Raw genomic sequence first — 25,904 nt, forward strand, 5'->3', positions numbered from 1 at the left:
CCGTTCTTCACGACGGGGTTTTTTACAATTGGCGGACTTCAATGTAGAAGTTCTTGTCGAACTGTGGAGGGGTAGTGGTTCCTAAATCGGTCGTTTTCCACTCCGAGGACGGAAACAACCACTTTTCAGATTCACCTGCGAATACGCGAACCGGCATATCAAAATCCGCTACTACATCGGCATAACGGAATTTTATAGAATTACCCGCCATTTCATATTCCAAAACAGGAATTTTAGTCGTTCGCAGGTACTGATTAAAGAAGGCTGTAAGGTCTTTTTTTGTGTGTTTACTCAAATAAGACTCCACTTGTTCTGTGGTCACGGTCTGATGGTAGAATTCCTTGTTGAGACCTCTTAGGATCTCCCGCCATTTTTCATCGTCTTCAATCAGTTGGCGTAAGGTATGCAACATATTCGCCCCTTTGTAATACATATCTCCGGAACCTCGCTTATTTACGCCGTAGGGTCCAATAATCGGCTTGTCATTCTTAATATTCCGTCTGGTTCCGACAACGTATTCAGAGGCGGCTTTAGTACCGTAGTGATAATCCAGGTACAGGTTTTCAGAATAAGCTGTAAAACCTTCATGGATCCACATATCCGCGATGTCCTTGTATGTGATATTGTTCGCAAACCACTCATGCCCTGCTTCGTGAATGATAATAAAGTCAAATTCCAATCCCCAGCCACTTCCTGAGAGGTCGTTGCCGAGGTAGCCGTTCTGGTACATATTGCCATAGGTAATGGAACTTTGATGTTCCATACCCAGGTAAGGAACTTCCACCAGTTTAAAGGAATCCTCGTAAAAGGGATAGGGCCCAAACCAATGCTCAAAGGCCTGAAGCATCAATGGTACCTGCTTAAATTGCTCCTTCGCTTTTTCCTGGTTGTTTCTAAGCACGTAGTAGTCCAATTGTAATTCGCCTTTCTCCCCCTCATAGGTCTCTCCAAAGTGGACGTAGTCTCCAATATTGACATTCACCCCGTAGTTGTTGATCGGGTTTTGTACATACCAGTGGAAAGTCTTAGTGCTGTCCTGTTCACTTATCCCCTTTAACCTGCCGTTTCCAACGGCTATAAGGTCTTTAGGTGCGGTAATGCTTATGGCCATACTGTCTACCTCGTCGTACATATGGTCCTTATTGGGCCACCATACGCTTGCGCCAAGGCCCTGGCAGGATGTGGCTACGAAGGGTTTGCCATTGGTGTCCATTTTCCAGGAAAAGCCCCCGTCCCAGGGTGCCCGAACCGCCTCTTTGGGTTTGCCGGAATAGGTGACCACCAATTCGTTCAGATCTCCTTTATTTTGGGGCTTTTGGAGGTACACAAAATGTGCGTTCCCATTGGAATCAAAACTGAGCTCTTTCCCGTCCTGGCTAACACTTTCAATCTCTAATGGCGGTTGCAGGTCTATCTGCATGACATGATTCTCGTTAAGGACCTCATACCTGATGGTGTTGCTTCCGCTAATGAACTTTTCATAGGGCTTTACATCAATTTCCAGGTCGTAAAATACCAGATCCCACCATTCCCTTTCCATGGTAATACTGCCTCTCAGGGTATCCTGCGAGGTGAACAGGTCCTGTTGGGCGTAAGTACTTAATATCCCACCTAGTGCAAAAATTAAAAGTCTGGTTCTCATTACGTTTCAATTACTTTCCTGATTTAACAGATAGGCATATTCACTTTCCTCTACGATCATTGTAAAATCATCGGTGTTTAGCAACTCATATATTGCCGCTTTTTTGTCGGGCTGCAAATTGTAGTACGATTTTGTGATCAGGTAGCCAACCGTATATCCCAGATCGTGAGGGCGATCTTCTATAGCCCCGCCATTGTAAAGCCACCTGGAAAGATCGTTCGTATAGAGGTCCTGTTTGAGGTCGTTCATAATATTTTCCAGTTTTCCCGGTTTCTCAAGATAGCTTAAATTCTTATTCTTTAAGGGCTTTTGGGAGGATAACTCCAGCAGAAAATCACAAACCCCTTCTTCAATTACGCCGCGTAAAACATTGTTTGTATTCAGCGTATCTCGATAGCTTTGTTGAAAATGCATCAATTCGTGAATCGTGAGGCCGGGAAGTTCGGAAAACTTCATAATGGCACCTTTCTGCCAGTCGTTCAACCCTTCGGTGGGCATATTATCGGACCGTCCGTACATATCTCCGCCAATAAACAAACCCATTTCAGTTGCCGTACCCCCGGAATTTAGGATTCCGGGAACCACATAAACTTTAGGAAAAACCGCTTGAGGATACAATTGTTTGAAACGACTCATCCATTTTTTTGTCTGAGCCTTTAATGCATTCATACTATCCGGACTGAACTGATGTTTTAAATACCTATAATAACCAGGCGCCGCATTGATCATTTGGCCGTACATATTGTCTATGCTGGAATATCGTACCACATAAAAATCCCTTAATTCTTTGGGTCCGTCAAAAATAAACTCTTTAAAAGCGGTTTTAGCCTTAGCGCTATCGGCTACAGCTATTTCAAAATAATCCCAAAAGCGATTCATAGACTCCATTTCCAGATCGAAATGCGAAAGCTCCTGCACCTCTTGTTGTAAAGAATCCAGGCGAATCTTAAGTCTTTTCCACGATTCCGAATTCTCAGAAGGCTTCAGGTTTGGGAATTTTGAAAGCAGCTTCGGGTTCGCCATGCCCTGGTCTATCGCTAAGTTCAAAAGAGGGGCGACTTCATCGGATTTCCCGGCCTGATGATACAGCATGGCCGCCTGTACGTACATTTCAGAGGATCTGAGGTCTCGGTTTGCTTCGACCAGTTGCTCGGCAAAGTCACTGTAGTTTTTTGTACTGTCCAGTAGATCGTAGTTCTCAAAAACACGATCCATATTTGGCAGGTAAAGGGCTTCAACACCTTTGGCCATTTTCTTGTCCTCCCGGCAGCTCACTAAATTTAAAAGGAAGCCGGCAAGTAGAACTAAGGTGAGGTATCGACTTAGGGTTTTCACGATCATAATTTCACTCTCTAATAATGCCATTTGGAAAAACAACTACACTTTCATGCCCATCCGCTCCTATGGCGGCCAGTCCGAAGAAATAATTGTCAACGACAATACCCTCAAGGGTATACTCGTCCACATCGCCAACATAGCGGTGGTGATCCCAGGTAGGAGAGGTGGTTTCCCTCCAGTAAATCTTATATCCCGCCGCGCCTTCAACTTTACTCCATTTAAACTTGGCTGCCGGTTGTACAATTCCTCCTATCCTCACTTCCTCGGGTGCGGCTGGAGCCCATGCCAGGGAGGCAAGGTTAATAGCATTAACCGCCGTCAGTTTTCGTGCATATTCAAAGTTGACATGTTCCAGGACATCTCCATAAACTATTCCATCCTCCACCCGGATGTCCTGATGCTGTTGCGTATAATTTTCATGGGATTCCATAATCCGTATCCCTGCGAAGCCTGCATCGTTGAAAGGCCGGTGATGTCCACCCCTGCCAAAACGATCGAGCCTGTATATCATGGTTGGGTTCATTTCAGGCATGTAGGTCCTGGTGGTTTTGTGAACATAACGTGCCAGTTGCCTCGATATCCCATCTACTTCACCACCGAAAAACCGCCGGCCCCTGCGCTGCTGGTCGGTTTCAGTTGGAGGTACAGGTTCGGAGAAGATCCTGAAATCCGTATTGCTGATAATGCCGTCCACCCCCTTAATGTTCCCTATCATATCGTTGTTAAAAATACCCACAATGTCCCAGCCCTGGGTTTTTGCGTAAGCCGCCAGCCCTTTACCTCCAAAGAGACCCTGTTCTTCGCCGGATAAGCCAACATACATGATACTGCTTTCAAATTGGTATTTAGAAAGCACTCTAGCTGCTTCTATGGTCCCGGCCATACCACTGGCATTGTCGTTAGCCCCTGGGGCATCCGAAGTAAAATTATTGGGGTCGCTGACCCTTGAATCGATATCACCGCTCATGATCACAAATCTGTTCGGGTATTTACTCCCCCGTTGAATGGCCACCACGTTTACCACCCACACATCGTGAACGATCCTTTGATTTTCTCCTTTTTTCACCAGATCTTTCTGATAGAACACTTCCAAACAACCCTGGCAGTCTGCTGAAACATTCTCAAACTCTGCCTTGATCCACCGTCGTGCGGCTCCTATACCCCTGGTTTGTGATAGGGTGTCGCTAAGGGTATGCCTGGTGCCAAAATTCGCCAGGGTGGTAATGTCCGCCTTCAATCTTTCTGAAGAAACGGAATCTATAATGTTATAGAGACGGCTGTCTGTCTGACAGAGACCCCATAACGGAAGCAGTAACAAGATCCAAAGACTCCTCATAAATCTGTTTGGTATTTTCGATTAAACAATTTGCCATGTGCATAACACAATGGCCCCAGAAGGCCATAGATGATCCCCGGTAGGGCAAATTTTAAGCCTACTTGAAATTTAGATAGTAATATGGATAATATGGCAACCCCCACGTAGATTCCAAAGTGCCTGGTATAGAAAAGCAGTTGAATGTTTGGTTTGGTACTTTTTGTCTTAACGTAAACCCGGTAATACATTAACGACAGACATCCAAAGATCAGGAAGAATCCAAGGCTGTATAACTGGAACAGGGTTCCCAGGTCTTCCATAGTTCGCATGGCGACCTTCCCGGTCATGGAGTTTATCAGTGATTTTAAGGGAAAGACATAATACAGGACCACAAACAGTAGAACAGCATTTATAGCAATGATCCAATTATCCATATAGTCCGTTCTCCGGAAAAAATTGTAATGTAACCACCAAAGGGAAACCAGCACAAAAAAGCTTACGCTAAAACTGAGAAAAACAACCCAATCAATCCGAAGTATGGAAGTGCCACTTTCACTTCCAACAGAAACAACCAGCAAGGTCGCAGCAAACGCAAAAACAGCGTCGCTAAAGGCTTCAACCCTACTTACATTATGCAAATACTTCACTTTGAATGGTCTGTGTTGGTTATTAAGAAGTACAGCAAACAAACAATTTCTTTAGATTACAATGTATAAAATTAATGCAACTTTCTCCGGAATAATTGCCATAATCCTAGCAATGGGCCAGGTACTAAAACCAGAAAGAGAAGTTGCCCGTCAATTTTATCGATAAGGGCCGAAAGCAGTTCAATGCTAACAATGCTGATGGCAAAACCTATAGAGTTCACCATAGTTAGCCCGGTACCTTTCAGCTCAGGTACCACGGAATTGGCAACAAGCGAAGAGAACTGTGGGGAATCTGCAGTAACCGCCATCCCCCAAATTGAAAAGCAGAACAGGAAACCGGCCGGAGCTAATTCAAAAAACAAGGGAGATAACAGACAGCATAACCCGGAAAGGGCAAGGGCAGTCCTGGCCACTCTAAGGCTTCCGAACCTCAGGGAAAAATAACCTCCGAGAATGCAGGATATACCTCCCAGGGCTATGATAATAAAAGTCCAGACAGGAACCGATACCTTCTCAACCTGACCTTCGTTAAAGACATATAAGGCGTAAGCTAAAAAGCCCCAGAAGGCGTAAAGTTCCCACATATGCCCAAAATAGCCAATAGCGGCTTTCCTGAATCCGCTGATCCTGAATAGCGCGGGGCCAGCCTCCAGCCGCAGTTTTATACTCGGCCTTCGGTATGGGCCATCTTTTACAAGTATCCAAAGCAGTATTCCACCAAAGACGGCCATTGCCGAGGCTGCCAAAATTACGATTTCGTAATCCCGACCGAATTCTGCGCCTTTTATAAAGTAGGGAAAGGACTTTCCTAGTACTAATGCCCCTACTAATAGTCCAAGTGCTTTTCCAAGGCCCGATTCAAAATAATCCGCTGCGATCTTCATACCTACCGGATATATACCTGCCAGGAAGAATCCGGTCCCGAATCTCGCTGTTAGCAGCAGCAGCTTGGAATCACCGGTAAAGAGGACCGCCAGATTGCAGAAGGCGGCAAGAAAGGCAGAAAACATAAATACCCTGGATGGAGAAAACCGATCGGCGATCATCAACAACGCGAACACCAGGGTGCCTATAATGAAACCCAATTGTACCGAAGACAGTATGTAACCTATGATCTCATTTCCAAACCCAGCTTTGGCACCCAACTCATCCACCACCGCATTTCCGGCAAACCAGACCGTGGTGCAGGCGAACTGGGAAAATATTATGGTAGGGAGGATATGCGGCTTCGGTTTCAAACTCAGCGATTATTGAATAAAAGTGACCCTGGCGATCTTTCCGTTTTCTACCTCATAGATTGCAACAGCAGTAAACTGTTGACCATTTACTGTAACCAATTCCTGATCTATGACCTTTTGGCCGATAACAATGCGATTCAGGATCTCGGCCTTTAGATCCGGTGTTGAGGCGAAAAACCCACCGTATTGTTCCTTGAGCTTTTCTATACCCTCAGACCTTAAGGTATTGGGAAATGAAAATAGTTTGACCTTATCTGAATAAGTATCTGCAAAAGCTTCGATATCCCGGGAGTTGTAAGCATCCAACTGTTGCTGGACAATAAATTCAGGAGATCCCTCCGCGACCAGGGCCAGTTTAGTTCCAGTGTCGTTAATGGCTAATCTGCTTATACTGTAAAGTTCTTTATTTTCGAATGTTTTGATAGTTTCCCATTCCTGCCCGCTAGCCGGATTGTACAAAAGGAGTTTGTTGCCCTCTCCGGCAAGGATGCTGCCATTTTTCATCCAACATATGTCCTGAATACCTGCTGGCATTTTGACGATCAGGTCGGTAGCCCCACTGATCGGATCAAGGGATCTTAACTCAGCAGAGCCATTTTCATAACTAATGTAACTAATGCGATCAGAATCCGGAATGTTTTGTAAAGAACGTCCTATGTTTTTCTGAACCGTATAATTAGAGCCGTCCTTAAAATTAGAGTTAACCAGGTCCATTCGTTCTTCGGTCAAAACCGCGGAAAGGACTTGCTGCTTAGAGACCCAGACATGATAACCGACCTTTAGATCTTCCAGAAGCAGATCCGGCTTTCCGTCGGAAAGCTTGTAAGAATACAGCAATTGGGTACCGTCTTTATCCAGACGAATAGCTGAAACCGCTTTTTTTCCGGGTATTTTTAAGGGGGAATACTCACTTCCTTCCGTAGTAGCTGAAACCCATGAAATACCACCCGAATTAAGATCGTACTTGGCAATATCCGTCTGTCCATCCCTGGTAGACGAGAAAAGGACAGACCCATCTTCGTAAAATGAAGGTTGATTGTCATAGCCCGGATTGTTGGAAATGTTCCTCAGGTTCTTAAATTCAAAACCGTCCGATGCAGGTATCAGATCCAATAAATAAACTTCAGTATCTGGCTGCCCAAAGAGATAAGATCCTGACAGGCATGCCAGGAAGAAGAAACAGTTCTTCATAACTTAAAGGTATTTGGAAAGATGTTATTAATTCGTCACAAATTTTTGAAGAAGCGCACGTACCCTTGCCGTGTTCTCTACAAAGTACTGGGCCTGAGTCTTTTGACGCCCTACTTTTACGGTAATACTATCATTGGGTAATTCCTGGAACATAAACTCATCCGTCCAGTCGTCTCCTATGGCAAAGATAAAATCGTACTCCTTTTCAGATATCATTCGCATCGCGGCCCGTCCTTTGTTTACATTACTGCTCTTGATCTCCAGTACCTTATTCCCGGAGAGCACGCTGATATCGTCAGTACCGATAAGACTTGTAAGCACGGTGGTAAGTTCTGTCGCCCTAAGGTTCCCAAAATCCGGATCCGTATTGCGGTAGTGCCAGGCAAGGGAGTAATTCTTTTCCTCGATAAATGAGCCGGGGGTACGGTCTACAAAGGACTCCAAAACAGGTCTTATTTTTTCCATCCAGTCATTCTTTACTTGTTCCAGCAAACTAAAAGGCTCACCGTCCCTGGAAATCCAAACCCCGTGCTCTACGATCATATTGTACTTCTTTTTGAGAAACCAGCGTTCAAAAGTGTCCTTGTCCCTGCCGCTTATCAAAAAAACTGTAGTGTCCGGCTGTTTGTTCAGCTCATCCAGCAGTTTGTACAATTCTTTATCCGGACTGGCTTTTTGGGGGTCGGACTGAAAGCCCGCCAGGGTACCATCATAGTCAAGGAATAGGATCTTTTCGTCAGCTTTCCCGAATTTCTCTACCAGGGAATTTTGAAGGCTTTCCGTGATTCTCCTGGAAATGTTTATGGCATCGAGCTCTCTTTGTTCTCTTAGAGAAGTCATGAAATCATTGGCCCATTTTTCCACATTGTAACGCTCAAGACGTTTCTGAAGCTGAGAATTTCGTTCTTTCTGCTCTTCTACAGGCATATTGATAGCCCGGTAGAGCGATTCGGATATCTGTTCAAAATTATTGGGATTAATAAGCAAGGCTTCATTCATTTCGTTGGCAGATCCGGCCATCTCGCTCAGGATCAAAACCCCTGTTTTATCTGTCCTGGTAGCAATGTATTCCTTAGCCACCAGATTCATACCATCGCGAATAGGAGTAAGCCATGCGATATCGCTGGAAGTGTACAGGTCAATGAGGTTCTCAAAGGGTAGCGACCTGTAAAAGTACCAGATGGGTGTCCAACTGACCGTTGCCAATTCTCCATTGATCCGCCCCACGAGTTCATCCACTTCTCTTTTAAGGAGTTGATATTGAGGCACGTTGGAACGGGAAGGAACAGCCAGGATGATTAGTCGGACTTTTTCCTTGTATTCCGGGTATTTTTTGAGGAAATACTCAAAGGCATTCAATCGTTTAGCGATCCCTTTGGTATAATCCAGCCGGTCTATGGAAAGGATGAATTTGGCATCCGGTGTAGATTCTTTGTGCTTGTTTAACCTTCGTTGAAGATCAGATTGCTCACTAGCCTTATTGTTGCCATGATTTTTGGCAGCTGTACTGAATTTCTTGTAATCAATACCCATGGGGAAAGAATCCACTTTAACCAATCTATTGCTAACATCTATTTCATTGAAATGCACTTCCAGTCCCAGCAATCTTCTAACGGAACTCAGAAAGTGCCTTTCGTAGTCGTAAGTGTGAAACCCGATCAGATCCGATCCGAGCAGGCCCTCTAATACTTCTTCCCTCCAGGGCAGGGTACGGAAAATCTCGTAAGATGGAAAAGGAATATGCAAGAAGAAACCAATGGCGATGTTGGGCCTTTGTTTTCTAACCATCTGCGGAACCAACATCAATTGGTAGTCATGTATCCATATAGTGTCTTCCTCATCAGAACTGGCAAGGACGGCATCCGCGAATTTTTGATTTACATTTTTGTAGGTATTCCAACTGTCGAGTTCAAACTCCGAATATTCCAAAAAGTAGTGAAATAATGGCCAGATGGTCCGGTTACTGAAACCGAAATAAAACCCGTCCACTTCTTCCTGGCTGAGGTTTACCTTGGAGGAGCCGTGTTCTGCAAGGGCTTTATCTATCTGCGGAGCAAGCTCTTTTGGAATTTCCTCATCTGTGAGTCCACTCCAACCTATCCAAAGACTGTCTCCACCGGAATGAACGGATTTCATGCCTGTCGCCAATCCTCCCACGCTGGGTACAGCGGTAATGCTTCCATTGCTAATTTGTAGCTGTACGGGGAGTCTATTTGAGATTATGATAGTTTTGCCCATAAAAAGGAGGTTTTTGGCGGGAATTGCTTTTAATTTCTCTAAATTTCGTCAAATTGCACGGCAAAACCAACTTGTAAAAAACATTTAGCGGATATTTAAAAATGGACAATCTGGATTACGGAATTATCGGAAATTGCAGAAGTGCGGCATTAATTTCCAAAACTGGTTCATTAGAGTGGTGTTGCCTTCCTGAATTTGACTCTTCTTCTGTCTTTGCCAAGCTACTGGATACTGAGAAGGGGGGTAGTTTTGAGATCCTGGTTGACGATTCCTACGAGATCAGCCAACGGTATAAAAAAAATACCGCAGTACTGATCACGAAGTTCTCTGATGGGGACAACATCTTTGAAGTGCATGATTTCATGCCGCGTTATTACACTGAGAGCGGTAAGTATCACGCACCACCGGAAGTAGCCAGGCATATAAGACATATACAGGGCAAACCAAAGTTTCGGGTGCACTATGATCCGAAACTGGAGTACGCGCTGGGAAAAACCAAGACCTATGTCAAAAAGAATTTTGTAGTCAGCCTTACCACCAAGGAAAAATTCGACACAATTTTCCTGTATACCTCATTTAACAAAAATGCCGTGGTTGAAGGCCGGGAACTGGAGGTTACCAAAAACGGCTACTTTCTTTTAGGATATAATGAAAAGATATTACAACCCACTTCAAGGAAAATATATCTGGACCTTGAGCGCACCAAGGTCTATTGGCTAAACTGGACCAACCGTACCCCCACTTATAACAAATACAACAAAGAGATCACCAGGAGCGCTATTACCTTGAAATTGCTCAGCTATGACAAGACCGGGGCGGTTCTTGCAGCAGCCACAACTTCCTTACCTGAAACTATTGGGGAGGTACGCAATTGGGATTATCGCTTTTGCTGGATCCGTGATGCCTCCATGGTTATAAAGGTTATGGCCAATTTGGGGCACAAGAATGTTGCCCGAAGGTATTTACAGTTCATAATTGACCTTATTCCGGATAAGGACGAGAAGCTGCAGATAATGTACGGGATCAATAAGGAAAAGACCCTCACGGAAGAAACGCTGGACCATTTAAGCGGTTATAAGGGATCTAAACCGGTTCGAATAGGAAACGCCGCCTATGCGCAAAAGCAGAATGATATCTATGGGATATTGATGGATGTAATGCACGCTCAATTGGTCCGATTCAGTACCGATATTGAAAACGGGGAGGAACTTTGGGGGATAACCAAAGGTATCGTCTGGATCGTTACCAGGCACTGGCGTGAACCAGATAAAGGAATTTGGGAATTCCGGACAGAAGACCGACACTTTACTTTCTCAAAAGTGTTGTGCTGGGTGGCCATAGACCGGGCTATCAAAGTAGCGCGTATCCTTAAGAAAACCCGTAAACTGGATCAGTGGGTTCCCCTGGAGCAGGAGATCAAACAGGATATTCTTGAAAACTCATGGAACAAAAAGGTCAATGCCTTTACGCAATCCTATGGCTCAGACCACCTGGACGCATCGGTATTGCTCATGGAATCTTACGGTTTTATTCACGCAAGGGACCCTAAATTTGTGAGTACGGTAAAAGCTATTGGAAAAGATCTTAACAACGGCGGCTTACTCTATCGTTATAAGAACGAAGATGATTTCGGTCTTCCTTCATCTTCATTTACTATCTGTACATTTTGGTACATCAATAGCCTGTTCAAAATAGGGGAGGAAGACGAGGCAATGAAACTCTTTGATCAGATCCTGGGCTATAGTAATCACCTGGGGCTGTTTAGTGAGGACATCGATTTCAAAACCAAAAGGCTATTGGGTAATTTTCCACAGGCCTATTCCCACCTTGCGCTTATAGAATGCGCGGTCAACTTTGCCAACAAAGCAGGGGAGGAAAAGGTTTTGGAATCCATGCGCGAATAGGACTGCCAAACACTAATTTCTAGGACTTAATTGCTCAGCTTTTTGTTTAATGTTTTCTAATAGCCCTCTAAAGTGTTCCGCGGTAGTAAACGGATTCATTATCGTTGTTCGCAAATAGTGTTTTCCCCTGAGTTTTGTTTGTACGATATAGAAGGTACCTTCTTCCAGGATCTGTTGCCTGATCTTTTGGTTAATACGATTTAAGGCTTCCTCATCATGGTTCTTATCCCGGTACCTGAAGCATAAAATGTTGGTCATTGGCCTTACGGCAAGCTCAAAATCGGGATGCTGATCAATGAGATCGGCAAATTGATGGCCCAGATCGTAAAGGGTACTAACAAAAGTGTCAAATATTACAGGGCCGTATTGCTTCAGCAGCATATACCAGTGCAAACTCATCATATGTTTGGTACATTCAAATGTTCGCTTGGCCAGGTTGTACCAGTCTTCTTCCCTGGAGGCCTCTAAAAGATAGTCTGCTTTCTGCCTGAAGGTTGTATGGGAATTGGTTCCGTCCCGGAACAGTAGGGCAGTGGTAATGCCGGGCATCATCATCATCTTATGTCCGTCAATAACCACGGAATCAGACATAGCCGCACCGGATAAAAGGTGTTTGTATTTTTCCGAAAAGAAAGCCCCTCCGCCATGGGCCGCGTCGACATGGAACCACAGGCCATTTTCTTGTGCGAATCGCGCCAGGGATTCAAGGTTGTCATGGATCCCGGTTGCTGTCGCGGGAGCACTGCCAACTATGGCAAAGACTTCCAGGCCGTTTTCTTTTGCTTGCTGATAAGCTTCTTCCAGTTTATCCGTCCTTATGCTGAAATCGGCATTGGTCGGGATTTTGATGATCCCATTTTCTCCCAGTCCCATGATCCTGACCGCCCGATCTATACAATAATGCGCTTCCTCAGAAACCATTACCGCCAGATTGGTTTTGGTTCCCTCGTTCCACACATCATGAGAAGCTTTATTTTTTCTTGCACTTAAGAGTGCGGTGAGGTTAGCCAGGGTACCGCCGGAGGTAAGAAAACCGTTGGCGCCTTCCGGATAACCCACAGTACTACACAACATGTCTGTAACCACCCTTTCCATTGCGGTAGGTGCTGCGCCCATTTCATAGATCCCCATGCCGTTATTCATAAAGGCGCTTAGCAGCCCGCTTAGCCCCGTGATCGGCGCGGCCGGACTTATCTGATGCCCCATGTATTTAGGATGGTGAATGTGAATGGTATGTTCAAGCATTCGCTCGAGGAAATCGTCCGGATCGCCTTCCTTGAAGAACCGCTTCCAAAACTTATGCTCTTCTACCGGTATTTTCCAATCGATTACTTTGGAGTTTTCCCCTTTAAGTGACTCCTCCAAATGGTCTGCCAGTTTATCTATGAGTTGGTGCCCCTGATGCCTGAAATCAGATGGTGAATATACCTCACCTAATAAATCTTTACCCATAACGTAAATGTAAGGGTATTTGCCTTCCTAACAATCCTTGTAAAAACAAAAACCATCCTCATTCGGAGGATGGTTTCAACTTCTGTCTCACAAAAGTTTTGATTTGAATTAGTCAAAGGTATATCCGCCGTCAGCGGCTATTTTGTCTGCTATTTGAGTGCGAAGCGCAACTACATTGGGTTGATTGGTATACTTGGTAAATCGCTTCAGACCCATAAGCATGATACGTTGCTCATCTCCTTCGGCAAATGATACTATCGCTTCTTTGCCTTTTTGAATGGTGGTATCTACCGCCTCGTAGAGGTACAATTTGGCCATGGCTATCTGGGCTGCCTGAGAATCCTCTCCAAACCTTTTGGCGTTCTTTTCGGTTCTTAGTAGCGTTGATTCTGCCATATAGATCTCGATCAGGATATCGGAAGCAGCCATTAGCAGTTGCTGGTGCTTGTCCAATTCAGTACCGTATTTCTGGACGGCACTTCCCGCCACCATGAGGAACACTTTTTTGAGTCTGGCCAGCAATTCCTTTTCTTCTGAGAAGAGTTCTGAAAAGTCAGGCGTTTCAAAAGAAGGGATCCCCATCAGTTCCTCTCCAACCGCCGTTGCGGGTCCCAGCAGATCTACATGACCTCTCATCGCCTTCTTTACCAGCATTCCTACTGCGAGCATGCGGTTGATCTCGTTTGTTCCTTCGTATATTCTTGAGATCCTGGCGTCTCTCCAGGCAGATTCCATGGGAGTGTCCGCGCTGAAGCCCATGCCACCAAAGATCTGTATTCCCTCATCTGTGGTGTCTTGTACATCTTCGGACACCGCAACCTTCAGTATGGAACATTCAATAGCGTATTCCTCAACCCCTTTGAGCTCGGCCTCCTGATGCGAATTGCCTTCGGCTTCACGGATAGCGATACGATCTTCAATATCCTTGGCTGCCCTGTAGCAAGCAGATTCACCTGCATAGGCGTTGGTAGCCATACGAGCGATCTTAACCTTTATAGCCCCGAAATTAGCAATAGGGGTTTTGAACTGAATGCGTTCGTTGGCATATTTCACGGCCTCGCCGGTTACCCTCCTTTGTGCATCCAGGCATGCGGCTGCCAGTTTGATCCTTCCGATATTCAAAGCATTCATGGCTATTTTAAAACCGTTTCCTCGTTCGGAAAGCATGTTTTCAACAGGTACCTTGGTTTCATTAAAGAATACCTGCCGGGTAGAGGAGGAGTGAATTCCCAGCTTTTTTTCCTCGTCCCCAAGGCTAATACCGTTATCAGGATCATTCTCTACTATAAAACCTGTAATATTCTTATCATCCTCTATACGGGCAAATACAATGAACAGTTTGCAAAAACCAGCATTAGAGATCCACATTTTCTGTCCACTGATACTGTAGTACTTCCCATCTTTGGAGCGTACAGCTTTGGTCTTTCCTGAATTTGCATCAGAACCAGCTCCGGGTTCGGTAAGGCAATAGGCTCCGAACCACTCGCCGGAAGCTAGTTTCGGCACATATTTTTGTTTCTGCTCTTCGGTACCATACAAAGTGATCGGCATAGTTCCAATTCCCGTATGCGCCCCGAATGCGGTGCTAAAGGATCCGGTGGCACCGGAAATGTAGTCGCACACCAGCATGGTTGACACAAAACCCATACCCATTCCTCCACAGGATTCAGGAACAGCAACGCTGAGCAGTCCAAGCTCACCGGCCTTTTTCATGCATTCCTCTGTATAGGCATAGTCTTTTTGCTCAAAGCGCTCCCAATGGGCCCATAACTCGCGGTCGACAAACTCCTTAGTGCTTTCACGCATCATCTTTTGTTCTTCAGACAGGTCTTCGAGCGTAAAAACATCCTCGCATTTGGTTTCCTTTACCAAAAACTGCCCGCCTCTCAGCAATTCTTTATTTAAGGTTTCTGTACTCATAGATATTTGATTTGAGAAAAAAGAGGAAAGAAAAGAGCTAAAAGATTTCTATTTTAAGACCATTTTGAAAGCTCATGGTCATTCTTTGCCATTCTTCTATGTTATCTTCCAGTTTTTTCAGGGTGTTATTGTTTATGTACTTTCACAGGATTTATCCTTTTTAATTCAAAAACTCATAGATGCCTGCTGCGCCCTGGCCTGTTCCAACACACATAGTCACCATGCCGTATTTCCCCTTCATGTCCCTTTTCCGCATTTCGTCAAACAGTTGCACGGACAATTTAGCTCCTGTACAGCCGAGGGGATGACCTAAAGCGATAGCACCTCCATTGACATTGATAATATCAGGATTAAGGTCTAGTTCCCGTATCACGGCCAGGGATTGGGAAGCAAAGGCCTCATTGAGCTCAATCAGCTCAACCTCAGATTGTTTCATCCCAGCTTGTTTAAGGGCTTTTGGCACTGCTTTTACCGGCCCGATCCCCATGATCCTGGGCTCCACCCCGGCAGCTGCATAATTAACAAGACGGGCGATGGGCTCCAGATTGAGTTCTTTCACCATTTCCTCACTCATTACCAATACGAAGGCAGCTCCGTCACTCATCTGTGAAGAATTACCAGCGGTTACACTTCCGCCAGCCGCAAATACCGGACGCAGTTTAGCCAGGACTTCTTTAGAAGTGTCCGCCCTGGGTCCTTCATCCACGCCAACGGTATAGTTTTTCGTCTCTTTTTTGCCAACTGTATTAATAAAAGTGTGTTCAACTTCAATAGGAACAATTTGTTCTTTGAAACGGTCTCCTTCCTGTGCCTTTAAGGCCTTCATATGGGAGTTGTAAGCAAATTCATCCTGATCTTCCCGGGATACATTGAATTGTTGGGCCACCGCTTCCGCAGTAAGTCCCATTCCCCAGTAGTAGTCCTCATTACCCTCCTTGGCTACCTCGTAGTCCGGAGTGGGTTTGTACCCTCCCATAGGAATGTAACTCATGCTTTCCGCTCCTCCGGCGATAATACAGTCTGCCATTCCGGCCTGTATCTTTGCCGTAGCGATACCAATGGTTTCAAGTCCCGAAGCGCAATAGCGATTCACTGTTACCCCGGGTACATCCTCTATCTCAAGGCCCATAAGGGATATGAGTCGAGCCATATTCAGACCCTGCTCGGCTTCTGGCATTGCATTTCCAACAATGACATCGTCGATGCGCTTTTTATCCAATTGGGGCACCTCTTTCATCATGTGTTCTATGGTCTCCGCTGCCAGTTCATCCGGCCTTTTGAAACGGAATAATCCTCTTGGGGCTTTGCCTACAGCCGTTCTATAGGCTTTTACGATATATGCTGTTTTATTCATTGCTCATTTATATTGTGATGGTTCAAGTAACTGGACGTTCAGAGCCTAGATGCTGGACTTCTTGTCACTAAGGTTATCTATGAACGATCCTATCATTTTTTGAATCTGTAATACTTTAGTTTCCAATTCTTTAAATAAGCCATCATTTAGATATGATTGACTATGCGCTACTATTAGCTGTGTTTCCCATTCAAATGCCGATCCCAGGCTGTTTTCCAGAAAGATCTTAAAATGCCTATTCGTACTTTTGCTTGAGCCTTCTACAATATTAGATGGTATAGAAACTGCAGATCTGTTCATTTGACTCGCAAGATTAAATCTTTCGAAATCAGGAAAGTTTCTGGTGATTCCATAACTTTCTTTCACCAGTTCAATTCCCTCTTGCCAGATCTTAAGTTTTTTAAAATTGTGTCTACTCATCTGTCTAGGCTCTATTATCTACACATCTAATTTCTTAATGGTTTACCTGTCTTCAACATATGCTGTATTCTTTCCAGCGTTTTTCTTTCTGTACAAAGCGAAAGGAAGGCTTCTCTTTCCAGGTCCAGCAAGTATTGTTCGCTTACGTAACTGGCTTCTGAAAGATCACCTCCGGCCATGACGTAGGCCAGCTTGTTGGCAATTTTCTTGTCGTGTTCGGAAATATAGTGTCCGGCCTCCATGGAATCTGTTCCAACCAGGAACATTCCCAGGGCCTGTTTACCGAGCACCTTTACATCTTTTCGCTTAACCGGCCTGGTATAACCAGACTCAGCCATAAGTTTGGCATAAGCCTTGGCGGTGGCAATCTGCCTGTCCTTGTTTACCACAACGATATCTTTTCCTTTCTGGAGGATGCCCAGATCGTAGGCCTCATAGGCGGAAGTAGAGACTTTGGCCATCCCTATGGTTAAAAAGTATTCCTGAAGAACATTCAGTTCCACATCATTTTTCCTAAAGGTATCTGAAGCCCTGAGCGCCATTTCCTTGGAACCTCCGCCACCCGGGATAACGCCCACTCCGAATTCTACCAATCCGATATAGGATTCGGCCGCGGCAACAACCTTGTCCGCATGCAGGGTAAGCTCGCAACCACCTCCAAGACACATTCCATGCGGGGCGGAAACCGTTGGGATAGAGGAGTAACGCATTCGCATTACGGTATCCTGGAACATTTTAATGGCCAGGTTCAGTTCGTCATACTCCTGTTCAACGGCCATCATAAAGATCATCGCGATATTGGCCCCAACTGAAAAATTGGCTGCCTGATTTCCTACAACCAATCCCTGGAAGTCCTTTTCCGCCAGGTCTATAGCCTTATTGAGGCCGGCAATGACATCTCCTCCTATGGTATTCATCTTGGATTGGAACTCCACATTGAGAATACCGTCTCCCAGGTCTTCCACTACAACGCCGCTATTCTTGAAAACTTCGTTGGATTTGCGAATGTTGTCCAATATGATAAAGGCGTCCTGGCCCGGCACCTTCTCCATGGCTTTCTTAGGAATGTCATAGTAATAAGTGGCCCCTTCTTTTACGGAATAGAACGAAGATATTCCCGCATCCTTCATTTCGGTAACCCAAGAAGCTACTTCCTGCCCCTCGGCCTTAATTAGTTCCAGACCTTTCTCCAGGCCAATAGCATCCCATACCTGGAACGGCCCGTGTTCCCAACCGAAGCCGGCTTTCATCGCGTCATCTATCTTGTAGAGTTCGTCGCTGATTTCCGGAATCCTGTGAGATACATAGGCAAAAAGGGCTCCGAAGCTTTTGCGATAGAACTCTCCGGCCTTGTCCTTGCCGTTCACTAAGATCTCAAAGCGATCAATAACCTTGTCTACCGTTTTGGTGAGTTCAAGTGTGGCGAACTTGGCACTTTTCTTAGACCTGTAGTCCATAGTACCCAGGTCCAGGGTAAGTATTTCGCTCTTGCCCTTGTCTCCCTTTACTTTTTTATAAAATCCCTGACCAGACTTACTTCCCAACCACTTGTTTTCCACCATGGTTTGGATAAAATCCGGAAGGCTAAACAGCTGGTGTCGTTCGTCATCCTTACAATTCTCGCTTATCCCGTTGGCCACATGAACCAGGGTGTCAAGGCCTACCACATCTACTGTTCTGAAGGTTGCGGATTTAGGCCTGCCGATTACCGGACCGGTAAGTTTATCCACTTCCTCAACGGTCATACCCAGTTCATTAACCATATGGAAGAGACTCTGAATACTGAAAATTCCAATACGGTTTCCTATAAAGGCAGGTGTGTCCTTGGCAAGCACGGAGGTCTTACCCAGGAATTTTTCCCCATAGGCGTTCAGAAATTCCAGGACTTCCGGTTTGGTCTTGGGACCCGGAATGATCTCAAACAGTTTTAAATATCTGGCAGGATTGAAGAAGTGTGTTCCGCAAAAATGAACCTGAAAGTCTTCACTACGGCCCTCACTCATAAACTGAATAGGGATTCCCGAAGTGTTCGATGTGATCAGAGTGCCAGGCGTTCTGTACTTTTCAAGATTCTCGAACACCTGTTTTTTAATATCCAGACGCTCCACAACCACTTCAATGATCCAATCAACCTCTGAAATTTTGCTTATATCGTCTTCCAGGTTGCCTGTGGTAATGCGTTTCGAAAAACTCTTGTGATATATCGGGGAGGGTTTGGATTTCAATGCCCCATTGAGCGAATCATTAACCAGCCTGTTTCGGACTACACGGTCATCCAGTGACAGGCCTTTCGCTTTTTCTTTTTCAGTAAGTTCTCGGGGTACAATGTCCAGAAGCAGTACTTCCACTCCTATATTGGCAAAATGACAGGCAATACCGCTCCCCATTATTCCGGAGCCGATGACAGCCACTTTATTAATGTGCTTGTTCATAGGTTTAGTTCGTTGCAGAATTTTTGCTGTAGATCTTCTTATCTGTTATTAGCTGATTAATGATTTCTATTACTTCAAAAAAGTGATCCAGTTTCTCTTTGCTCACATTTTCCCTTACTACGTCGTTGAATCTGATGACAACGTCTTTAGAATCTCCTCGTTTTTCAAGCCCAAAAGGGGTCAGGTGGATCAATACGCCGCGCCCGTCTTCAGGGTTTGGCCTTCTTTCGATGAGGCCCTTTTCTTCCATGCTCTTCAGTATCCTGGAAAGGCTGGTGGCTTCCATGCCCATTTTAGGACCCAGAGCGGTAGAAGGGGTGCCGGTTTTAGGATCAATGCTCAAAAGCGTAAAGCCAACGGCCATTGTAGTGCCGAAATGCTTGGCCTCTTCGTTGTACATTCTGGCTACCGCTTGCCAGGTAGCGCGTAGGGCATAATCTATTGTTATTTCCTTCATAAGGTAAAATGTGGTTATCAAAGATATAAAAATTTATTATGCATGCATAATAAATTGCATTAAAATATTAACAAATAAGTCGACTTTCAGTTGGGGGGATGTTGAAAGGGGGGTAGCCCGGATCTTAGGTCCGACGGCCGTAGATGTCGTTATAGAGTGCTATATATTTCTCTTTAATGATCTTCCTTCTAAGCTTCATAGTGGGTGTGAGATGACCATCGTCAACTGACCAAACGTCCGGGGTGAGCCTGAACTGTTTTACCTTTTCCCACTTCGCAAAACTCTCATTTGCAAGATCTACTTCTTCCTGGTACTTGGCTAGTATCTGATCATTAACCACAATATCAGAGTTTTCTCCGAAAGTAATATTGTTCTTATCGGCCCAGTCATAAAGAAACTCATAGTTGGGTTGTATTATAGCTGCCGGCATTTTTTCGCCTTCTCCAACTACCATGATCTGTTCTATGAATTGTGATTGTTTGAATCTGTTTTCCAGCAACTGAGGTGCTACGTATTTACCTCCGGAGGTCTTGAACATCTGCTTTTTCCTGTCCGTAATTTTAAGGAAACCGTCAGCATCTAACTCGCCTATGTCGCCGGTATGGAAATATCCATCTTTGATCACTTCGGCAGTTTTTTCCGGATCCTTGTAATAGCCCAGCATAACCTGTGGTCCCTTTATACAGATCTCGCCATCCTCCGCGATCTTTACATCTGTCCTGCCGATTGGTCTGCCAACGGTTCCAATTTTGAATCCACCGTTGCGCATATCGTTTACAGAAATAACGGGCGAAGTCTCGGTAAGCCCATAACCTTCCATAACGCCCATTTCAGCCGCATTGAATATTCGTGCCAGTCTGGGTTGCAAAGCGGCACTACCGGATGCTATCAACGCAAGATTTCCTCCCAAACCGGCTTTCCATTTACTGAAAATAAGCTTTCTGGCCCATTTTAGCTGCTGTTCGTACCACCATCCGTTCTGTCCATAGGGCTCAAAACGCAATCCGACCTTTACCGCCCAAAAGAAGAGTTTCTTTTTTATTCCGCTGAGATCGTTTCCTTTTGCGATTATCTTGTCATATACTTTTTCCAACAGTCTTGGCACGGCGGTCATTACATGCGGTTCGGTTTCTTTGAGGTTATCACTGATGGTCTCCAGGGATTCTGCAAAATAGATCGCCACGCTCCTGTATTGATAGAGATACATCAACATACGCTCATAAACATGGCAAACTGGTAAGAAGCTCAACGCTCTTACGGAACCATCCGCTATGGGCAGCCGTTCCGAACTTTCCAGGGCATTGCTTACAATATTCATATGCGATAGCATAACGCCCTTAGGCTTACCTGTAGTTCCGGAAGTATAGATCAGGGTGGCCAGATCGTCTGCTTTAACGACCTCTTTTAGTTTTTCTACTTCGTTTTGGTTGGAATTGTCCGCTCCAAGTTCCAGTACCTCCTCCCAGTTTTTACAGCCTGGAACCTCATCAAAAGAATATACTTCAATCAGTGAAGGAACCTGCGCTTTTATCGCTTTTACCTTTTCATAGACTTCTGCACAGGAAACAAAGCAATACTTGGATTCGGAATGATTAAGTACATAGGCATAATCTTCTTCCGAAATAGTAGGGTAGATGGGAACGTTCTGTGCACCTAACTGAAGTACTCCGATATCCATGATATTCCATTCAGTCCTATTGGTCATGGATATCAACGCTATCTTGTCATTCGCCCCAATGCCCATTCGCAGTAGTGCCCGGCTAATGGCATTTGCCTTGTCCACGTACTCCTGAGTGGAAGTTGTTACCCATTCGCCATTGTATTTGGTAACTAAAGCATTGTCCAATGGGAATTTCTCCAGTTGGAAATATGGAAAATCGAAAAGTCTGGTAATCTCTTGCATACTAAGTTTCTCTATGGTAATCGCAAAATAGGAAAAGGAAACCGGATTCAAAAATCGGACTTTCTAAATCCCTGATTAGCGGTAACTTTAACGAATACTAAGTTGGAGCAACGGTCCTTAAGTGAAATGTAACTTCATACCCTCATGACTCGCAGTGAAACCGAGCTTTTGATAAAAGTTCAACGCATCGGGCCTTTTTTTGTCGGTAGTGAGTTGAACCAAATGGGCTCCACGCTCCTCAGCCCTTGAAATTGCCCATTCAAAGAGCTTTTGTCCTATTCCCTGCCCGCGATAAGATTTATGTACCCTAACCGCTTCTATTTGTGCTCTGACCCCGCCCTGATAGGTGAGGTATTGAATGAAACTTAACTGAAGGGTGCCTATTATATCACCCGAATCGTTTTCCAGGACCATTAATTCCTGGTTTGGATCTGAGATGATGTTATTAAACGCTTCGACATAAACCGCAGGCAGAGGTTCTGTAAAGCGCTCTCTTTTTTGTCCCAACGGGTCATCTGCCAGCATTTTTACGATTTTAGGGAGGTCTTTTAGTTCTGCCCTTCGTGGAATATTGGAGGAAATCATAAGTTCATTTGGTTTTATAATGCCTTCAGGCATTATCCCTTGTGTTGACCTTGAAAAGTAAGCAAGATTTTTGTAAAATTTGGTTAATCGAGATTAGCCTATCAGTACTTTATTAGGAAGAGACAGCGGCTTTTTCCAAAATCCAATTACGCGCATTCACAAACGCCTCCAGCCAGGGTGATACCTGATCTTCCCTGCCATCTGGGTAATAGGCCCAGTTCCATGGGAAGGTAGAACGCTCAATATGCGGCATGGTAACGAGATGCCTTCCGGTACTGTCGCAGAGCATGGCGGTATTGTAATCACTTCCGTTTGGATTGGCAGGATAGGACTCATAACCGTATTTGGCTACAATTTCATAGGTTTCTTCCTCATGGGGGAGCTTAAACTTTCCCTCCCCATGTGAGATCCAAACCCCCAGGGTGCAACCTTCGAGGGTGGAAAGCATTACCGAATTGTTTTTTTGGATCTTGACTGATGTAAAATTGCTCTCGTGTTTTCCGGAATCATTGTAGGTCAATTTACCATGGATCTCGTGATCCGGGTTGATGAGGTCTAATTCCATAAACAGCTGACAGCCGTTACAGATCCCAACAGAAAGGGTATCAGGGCGCGCGAAGAAGTCTTTTATTACCGCATTGGCCTTTTCATTGTATTTGATCGCCCCGGCCCAGCCCTTGGCGCTTCCCAATACATCTGAATTGGAAAATCCTCCTACGGCTCCCAGGAATTGCACATCCTCAAGAGTCTCCCTACCGGAAATGAGGTCAGTCATATGGACGTCTTTAACATCGAAGCCCGCCAGGAACATGGCGTTGGCCATTTCCCGTTCAGAATTGCTCCCTTTTTCCCTGAGAATGGCCGCTTTTGGTCTTGGTCCATGATTTGAAAAGGCCTCCGACTTTCCGGTAAAATGGGTTGGAAAACTGTAGCTTAGGGGTTGCGATTTGTAGTTTGTAAATCGCGCCTTAGCCAGTCCATTGGCAGTTTGCTTATCGTCCAGCAAATACGAAGTATAATACCATTTATCACGAAGTGCAGAAACGTCCAGGTCCAATGCTGCCTCATGGTTTCTAATATTAAGTACGGATCTATCAGTGACTTGCCCTATTTTTCTGTAGTCTATCCCGGCTTCCTTCAGCACCTCCTCAATGCTATCATCTTTGGATTGGAAAACCAATCCGGCATTTTCAGCAAAAAGTAGTTTTACCGTATCCGGCTCTCCCAGATCACTAAGATCAATATCTGCTCCAAGGTTTAGGTCAGAAAAACACATTTCCAAAAGGCTCGTGATCAGACCACCTGAAGCGACATCGTGGCCGGCAAGGATCTGTCCCTGTCTTATAAGCTGTTGTATGCTGTTAAAGACCTTACGGACATATTCCGCATCCTTAATGTCCGGAACCTGGTTCCCGAGTTTGTTCAATATCTGGGCAAATGAAGAGCCACCAAGTTTATACGAATCTTGAGATATGTTGATGTAGTAAACCGCACCGCCTCCTTTTTGCAATACCGGTTCCACAACATTGGCAATCTCATCGCAGTGTGCTGCTGCTGAGATGATCACGGTTCCGGGGGCGATAACTTCCCCGTCAGGGTACTTTTGTTTCATAGAAAGGGAGTCCTTTCCGGTAGGTACATTGATACCGAGGGTAATGGCAAAATCAGAAACCGCCTGAACTGCCTCATATAATCGGGCATCTTCTCCTTCATTTCGGCAGGGCCACATCCAATTTGCCGAAAGAGAAACAGATTTTAGGCCTTCTGTCAACGGAGCCCAGACAATATTCGTCAATGCTTCTGCAATGCTGTTCCTGCTCCCTGCTCCCGGATCTACCAAAGCAGAAATTGGCGAATGGCCCACAGAGGTGGCGATGCCTTCCTTCCCTTTATAATCCAATGCCATTACGCCGCAATTGTTCAATGGGAGTTGTAGCGGGCCGGCACACTGCTGTTTAGCCACCAGGCCTCCCACACAACGGTCCACTTTGTTGGTAAGCCAGTCTTTGCATGCTACGGCCTCGAGTTGTAAAACGCTCTCCAGGTAAGTATTGAAATTGCTCAGGGTATAATCCAATGAAGCGTAATTCCTGTTTAGACTTTGGTCTGACATCACAGTTTTGGGTGAACTTCCAAACATATCAGCCAATTCCAGATTCATAGGGATTTCTCCGCTTTTCTCGGATTCAAAAACAAAGCGATGGTCCCCGGTTACTTCACCTACTTCATACAAAGGTGATCTTTCACGGGATGCGATCCGCTCTAAAAGCTTGATATCCTTTTCACTGATTACCAGACCCATTCGTTCCTGGGATTCATTACCGATAATCTCCTTTGCGGAAAGGGTGGGGTCTCCTATTGGAAGTGCGTCCAGTTGTATCTTCCCCCCGGTTTCTTCCACCAGTTCGGAAAGACAATTGAGATGGCCGCCGGCCCCGTGGTCGTGTATGGAAACGATCAGGTTCTCCTGGCTCTCAACCATTCCTCGTATGGCGTTGGCTGCTCTTTTCTGCATTTCCGGATTAGATCGCTGAACGGCGTTCAGTTCAATCAGTGATCCAAATTCTCCGGTATCTGCACTGGAAACGGCTGCACCACCCATTCCGATACGGTAGTTGTCTCCACCCAATATCACGATCTTGTCTCCCTTAGCCGGAGTATCTTTTAGTGCCTGGTCTGCTTTGCCATATCCAATGCCTCCCGCAAGCATGATCACCTTGTCATAACCAAGTCTGCGACTATTTTCCTCGTGCTCAAAGGTGAGAAGCGAACCGCAGATAAGGGGCTGCCCGAACTTATTGCCAAAATCCGACGCCCCGTTAGAGGCTTTGATCAGTATATCCATTGGGGTCTGATACAGCCAATCGCGCTCCTGCATACCGTTTTCCCAGTCGCGGTTCTCAGCCAATCGCGAATAGGAGGTCATATATATAGCTGTTCCCGCAAGCGGAATAGACCCTTTTCCACCAGCCAGCCGGTCTCGGATCTCACCTCCGGAACCTGTAGCAGCTCCATTGAAGGGTTCTACGGTTGTAGGAAAGTTGTGGGTTTCAGCTTTGAGCGAAATCACCGATTCAAAGGGCTTTTCCGCGTAAAAGTCGGGTTCATCCGCCTTCTTAGGGGCGAATTGTACAACTTCCGGACCTTTGATGAAAGCCACATTGTCTTTGTAGGCAGAAACAATGGAATTTGGGTTGGTTTCCGAGGTCTTTTTGATCAATTTAAAAAGGGAAAGTGGCTTTTCTTTGCCATCAATTACAAAAGTCCCGTTGAAGATCTTATGCCTGCAGTGTTCAGAGTTTACCTGGCTGAATCCGAAAACCTCAGAATCTGTTAGTTTTCTTCCCAACCTTCCCGCAAGTTCTTCAAGATAGCTTACCTCTTCCTCGCTCAAAGCAAGTCCTTCCTGTTCATTGTATCGTCCGATATCTTCAATTTCCAAAACAGGCTCCGGCTTCATATCAATCGTAAAGATATCTTGCCCCAGATTGGGATATTTCTGAAAGAGCATGGGATCAAAGTCATTGAAGGAATCAGTGACGGCTGTGAATTCTTCTATCCGCTCAATACCTGAAATTCCCATGTTTTGGGTTATCTCTGTGGCATTGGTACTCCATGGTGTGATCATAGCCGCTCTTGGGCCAACAAAAAAGGCGTCGAGAGACGCCAGGTTGATTTTAGGTTGGTTGCCGAATAACCATGTAAGTTTTTGGATGGTTTCCTTAGAAAATTCTTTGGTGGACTGGACGGCAAAAACCTTTTTGGTCTTCTCCCCGAAAAAATGGATCATGGACTAAGAGGTTGATAGTTTTAAGAAAGTCCAAATTTACGGCTTTTTAACTAAAGATGGAGTTGTCTCAGGAACAGT

General features: G+C 45.2%; 17 protein-coding genes. 1 reads left to right on the forward strand and 16 read right to left on the reverse strand.

Features of this window, described 5'->3' with window-relative positions; all coding sequences use genetic code 11:
- Nucleotides 1-22 precede the first annotated feature (22 nt).
- The 7 genes from GTQ38_RS06485 to GTQ38_RS06515 all read right to left on the reverse strand — a co-directional run bounded on the left by GTQ38_RS06485 (nt 23) and on the right by GTQ38_RS06515 (nt 9,609).
- Nucleotides 23-1,642 carry a M1 family metallopeptidase gene (locus tag GTQ38_RS06485; protein ID WP_161434654.1) on the reverse strand — a complete coding sequence of 540 codons (1,620 nt, stop codon included), beginning with the start codon at nt 1,640-1,642 and terminating at the stop codon, nt 23-25.
- A 6-nt stretch (nt 1,643-1,648) separates the two neighbouring features.
- The gene (locus GTQ38_RS06490) at nt 1,649-3,007 is read right to left on the reverse strand and encodes a hypothetical protein (RefSeq protein WP_238857818.1); all 1,359 of its coding nucleotides are present in this window, start codon (nt 3,005-3,007) and stop codon (nt 1,649-1,651) included.
- Nucleotides 2,988-4,316: a M28 family peptidase gene (locus GTQ38_RS06495; protein ID WP_161434655.1), complete on the reverse strand. Its 1,329-nt coding sequence runs from the start codon at nt 4,314-4,316 to the stop codon at nt 2,988-2,990. The genes GTQ38_RS06490 and GTQ38_RS06495 overlap by 20 nt, the downstream gene beginning before the upstream one ends.
- Nucleotides 4,313-4,942 carry a TMEM175 family protein gene (locus tag GTQ38_RS06500; RefSeq protein ID WP_161434656.1) on the reverse strand — a complete coding sequence of 210 codons (630 nt, stop codon included), beginning with the start codon at nt 4,940-4,942 and terminating at the stop codon, nt 4,313-4,315. The genes GTQ38_RS06495 and GTQ38_RS06500 overlap by 4 nt, the downstream gene beginning before the upstream one ends.
- A gap of 71 nt (nt 4,943-5,013) precedes the next feature.
- On the reverse strand, nt 5,014-6,180 hold the full coding sequence (locus GTQ38_RS06505; RefSeq protein ID WP_161434657.1) for an MFS transporter: 1,167 nt from the start codon (nt 6,178-6,180) through the stop codon (nt 5,014-5,016).
- Between the two features lie 9 nt (nt 6,181-6,189).
- The gene (locus tag GTQ38_RS06510; RefSeq protein WP_161434658.1) at nt 6,190-7,371 is read right to left on the reverse strand and encodes a nuclear transport factor 2 family protein; all 1,182 of its coding nucleotides are present in this window, start codon (nt 7,369-7,371) and stop codon (nt 6,190-6,192) included.
- A gap of 27 nt (nt 7,372-7,398) precedes the next feature.
- Complete coding sequence (locus GTQ38_RS06515) at nt 7,399-9,609, reverse strand: bifunctional alpha,alpha-trehalose-phosphate synthase (UDP-forming)/trehalose-phosphatase (protein ID WP_161434659.1); 2,211 nt, start codon at nt 9,607-9,609, stop codon at nt 7,399-7,401.
- Between the two features lie 101 nt (nt 9,610-9,710).
- On the opposite strand from GTQ38_RS06515, the gene GTQ38_RS06520 reads away from it, so the two are divergent.
- Nucleotides 9,711-11,513: a glycoside hydrolase family 15 protein gene (locus tag GTQ38_RS06520; protein WP_161434660.1), complete on the forward strand. Its 1,803-nt coding sequence runs from the start codon at nt 9,711-9,713 to the stop codon at nt 11,511-11,513.
- 12 nt (nt 11,514-11,525) lie between these two features.
- Here the strand turns inward: GTQ38_RS06520 and GTQ38_RS06525 are convergent, their stop codons facing one another.
- The 9 genes from GTQ38_RS06525 to purL form a co-directional block, all read right to left on the reverse strand.
- Complete coding sequence (locus GTQ38_RS06525; protein ID WP_161434661.1) at nt 11,526-12,965, reverse strand: pyridoxal phosphate-dependent decarboxylase family protein; 1,440 nt, start codon at nt 12,963-12,965, stop codon at nt 11,526-11,528.
- 108 nt (nt 12,966-13,073) lie between these two features.
- Complete coding sequence (locus tag GTQ38_RS06530) at nt 13,074-14,885, reverse strand: acyl-CoA dehydrogenase family protein (protein WP_161434662.1); 1,812 nt, start codon at nt 14,883-14,885, stop codon at nt 13,074-13,076.
- A gap of 160 nt (nt 14,886-15,045) precedes the next feature.
- The gene (locus tag GTQ38_RS06535) at nt 15,046-16,239 is read right to left on the reverse strand and encodes an acetyl-CoA C-acyltransferase (RefSeq protein ID WP_161434663.1); all 1,194 of its coding nucleotides are present in this window, start codon (nt 16,237-16,239) and stop codon (nt 15,046-15,048) included.
- A 45-nt stretch (nt 16,240-16,284) separates the two neighbouring features.
- A complete protein-coding gene (locus GTQ38_RS06540; protein ID WP_161434664.1) occupies nt 16,285-16,659 on the reverse strand; it encodes a four helix bundle protein in 375 nt (124 codons plus the stop codon).
- Between the two features lie 26 nt (nt 16,660-16,685).
- The gene (locus GTQ38_RS06545) at nt 16,686-19,091 is read right to left on the reverse strand and encodes a 3-hydroxyacyl-CoA dehydrogenase/enoyl-CoA hydratase family protein (RefSeq protein ID WP_161434665.1); all 2,406 of its coding nucleotides are present in this window, start codon (nt 19,089-19,091) and stop codon (nt 16,686-16,688) included.
- A 4-nt stretch (nt 19,092-19,095) separates the two neighbouring features.
- Nucleotides 19,096-19,548: a MarR family winged helix-turn-helix transcriptional regulator gene (locus tag GTQ38_RS06550; protein ID WP_161434666.1), complete on the reverse strand. Its 453-nt coding sequence runs from the start codon at nt 19,546-19,548 to the stop codon at nt 19,096-19,098.
- A 124-nt stretch (nt 19,549-19,672) separates the two neighbouring features.
- On the reverse strand, nt 19,673-21,451 hold the full coding sequence (locus GTQ38_RS06555; protein WP_161434667.1) for an AMP-dependent synthetase/ligase: 1,779 nt from the start codon (nt 21,449-21,451) through the stop codon (nt 19,673-19,675).
- Between the two features lie 117 nt (nt 21,452-21,568).
- Nucleotides 21,569-22,069, reverse strand: coding sequence for a GNAT family N-acetyltransferase (locus GTQ38_RS06560; protein ID WP_238857819.1), 501 nt, complete (start codon nt 22,067-22,069; stop codon nt 21,569-21,571).
- 79 nt (nt 22,070-22,148) lie between these two features.
- On the reverse strand, nt 22,149-25,826 hold the full coding sequence (gene purL / locus GTQ38_RS06565) for a phosphoribosylformylglycinamidine synthase (RefSeq protein WP_161434668.1): 3,678 nt from the start codon (nt 25,824-25,826) through the stop codon (nt 22,149-22,151).
- Between the last annotated feature and the right edge of the window lie 78 nt (nt 25,827-25,904).

Origin of the sequence: Poritiphilus flavus (assembly GCF_009901585.1) — a bacterium.
Taxonomy (GTDB): Bacteria; Bacteroidota; Bacteroidia; order Flavobacteriales; family Flavobacteriaceae; genus Poritiphilus; species Poritiphilus flavus.

Excerpts from the sequence above, each read along its gene's own strand:
- GTQ38_RS06535 (WP_161434663.1), bottom strand. The coding sequence starts at position 16,239 with ATGAATAAAACAGCATATATCGTAAAAGCCTATAGAACGGCTGTAGGC.
- GTQ38_RS06525 (WP_161434661.1), bottom strand. The coding sequence starts at position 12,965 with ATGGGTAAAGATTTATTAGGTGAGGTATATTCACCATCTGATTTCAGG.
- GTQ38_RS06560 (WP_238857819.1), bottom strand. The coding sequence starts at position 22,069 with ATGCCTGAAGGCATTATAAAACCAAATGAACTTATGATTTCCTCCAAT.
- GTQ38_RS06485 (WP_161434654.1), bottom strand. The coding sequence starts at position 1,642 with ATGAGAACCAGACTTTTAATTTTTGCACTAGGTGGGATATTAAGTACT.
- GTQ38_RS06540 (WP_161434664.1), bottom strand. The coding sequence starts at position 16,659 with ATGAGTAGACACAATTTTAAAAAACTTAAGATCTGGCAAGAGGGAATT.
- purL (WP_161434668.1), bottom strand. The coding sequence starts at position 25,826 with ATGATCCATTTTTTCGGGGAGAAGACCAAAAAGGTTTTTGCCGTCCAG.
- GTQ38_RS06555 (WP_161434667.1), bottom strand. The coding sequence starts at position 21,451 with ATGCAAGAGATTACCAGACTTTTCGATTTTCCATATTTCCAACTGGAG.
- GTQ38_RS06550 (WP_161434666.1), bottom strand. The coding sequence starts at position 19,548 with ATGAAGGAAATAACAATAGATTATGCCCTACGCGCTACCTGGCAAGCG.
- GTQ38_RS06510 (WP_161434658.1), bottom strand. The coding sequence starts at position 7,371 with ATGAAGAACTGTTTCTTCTTCCTGGCATGCCTGTCAGGATCTTATCTC.
- GTQ38_RS06515 (WP_161434659.1), bottom strand. The coding sequence starts at position 9,609 with ATGGGCAAAACTATCATAATCTCAAATAGACTCCCCGTACAGCTACAA.
- GTQ38_RS06495 (WP_161434655.1), bottom strand. The coding sequence starts at position 4,316 with ATGAGGAGTCTTTGGATCTTGTTACTGCTTCCGTTATGGGGTCTCTGT.
- GTQ38_RS06490 (WP_238857818.1), bottom strand. The coding sequence starts at position 3,007 with ATGGCATTATTAGAGAGTGAAATTATGATCGTGAAAACCCTAAGTCGA.
- GTQ38_RS06530 (WP_161434662.1), bottom strand. The coding sequence starts at position 14,885 with ATGAGTACAGAAACCTTAAATAAAGAATTGCTGAGAGGCGGGCAGTTT.
- GTQ38_RS06545 (WP_161434665.1), bottom strand. The coding sequence starts at position 19,091 with ATGAACAAGCACATTAATAAAGTGGCTGTCATCGGCTCCGGAATAATG.
- GTQ38_RS06520 (WP_161434660.1), top strand. The coding sequence starts at position 9,711 with ATGGACAATCTGGATTACGGAATTATCGGAAATTGCAGAAGTGCGGCA.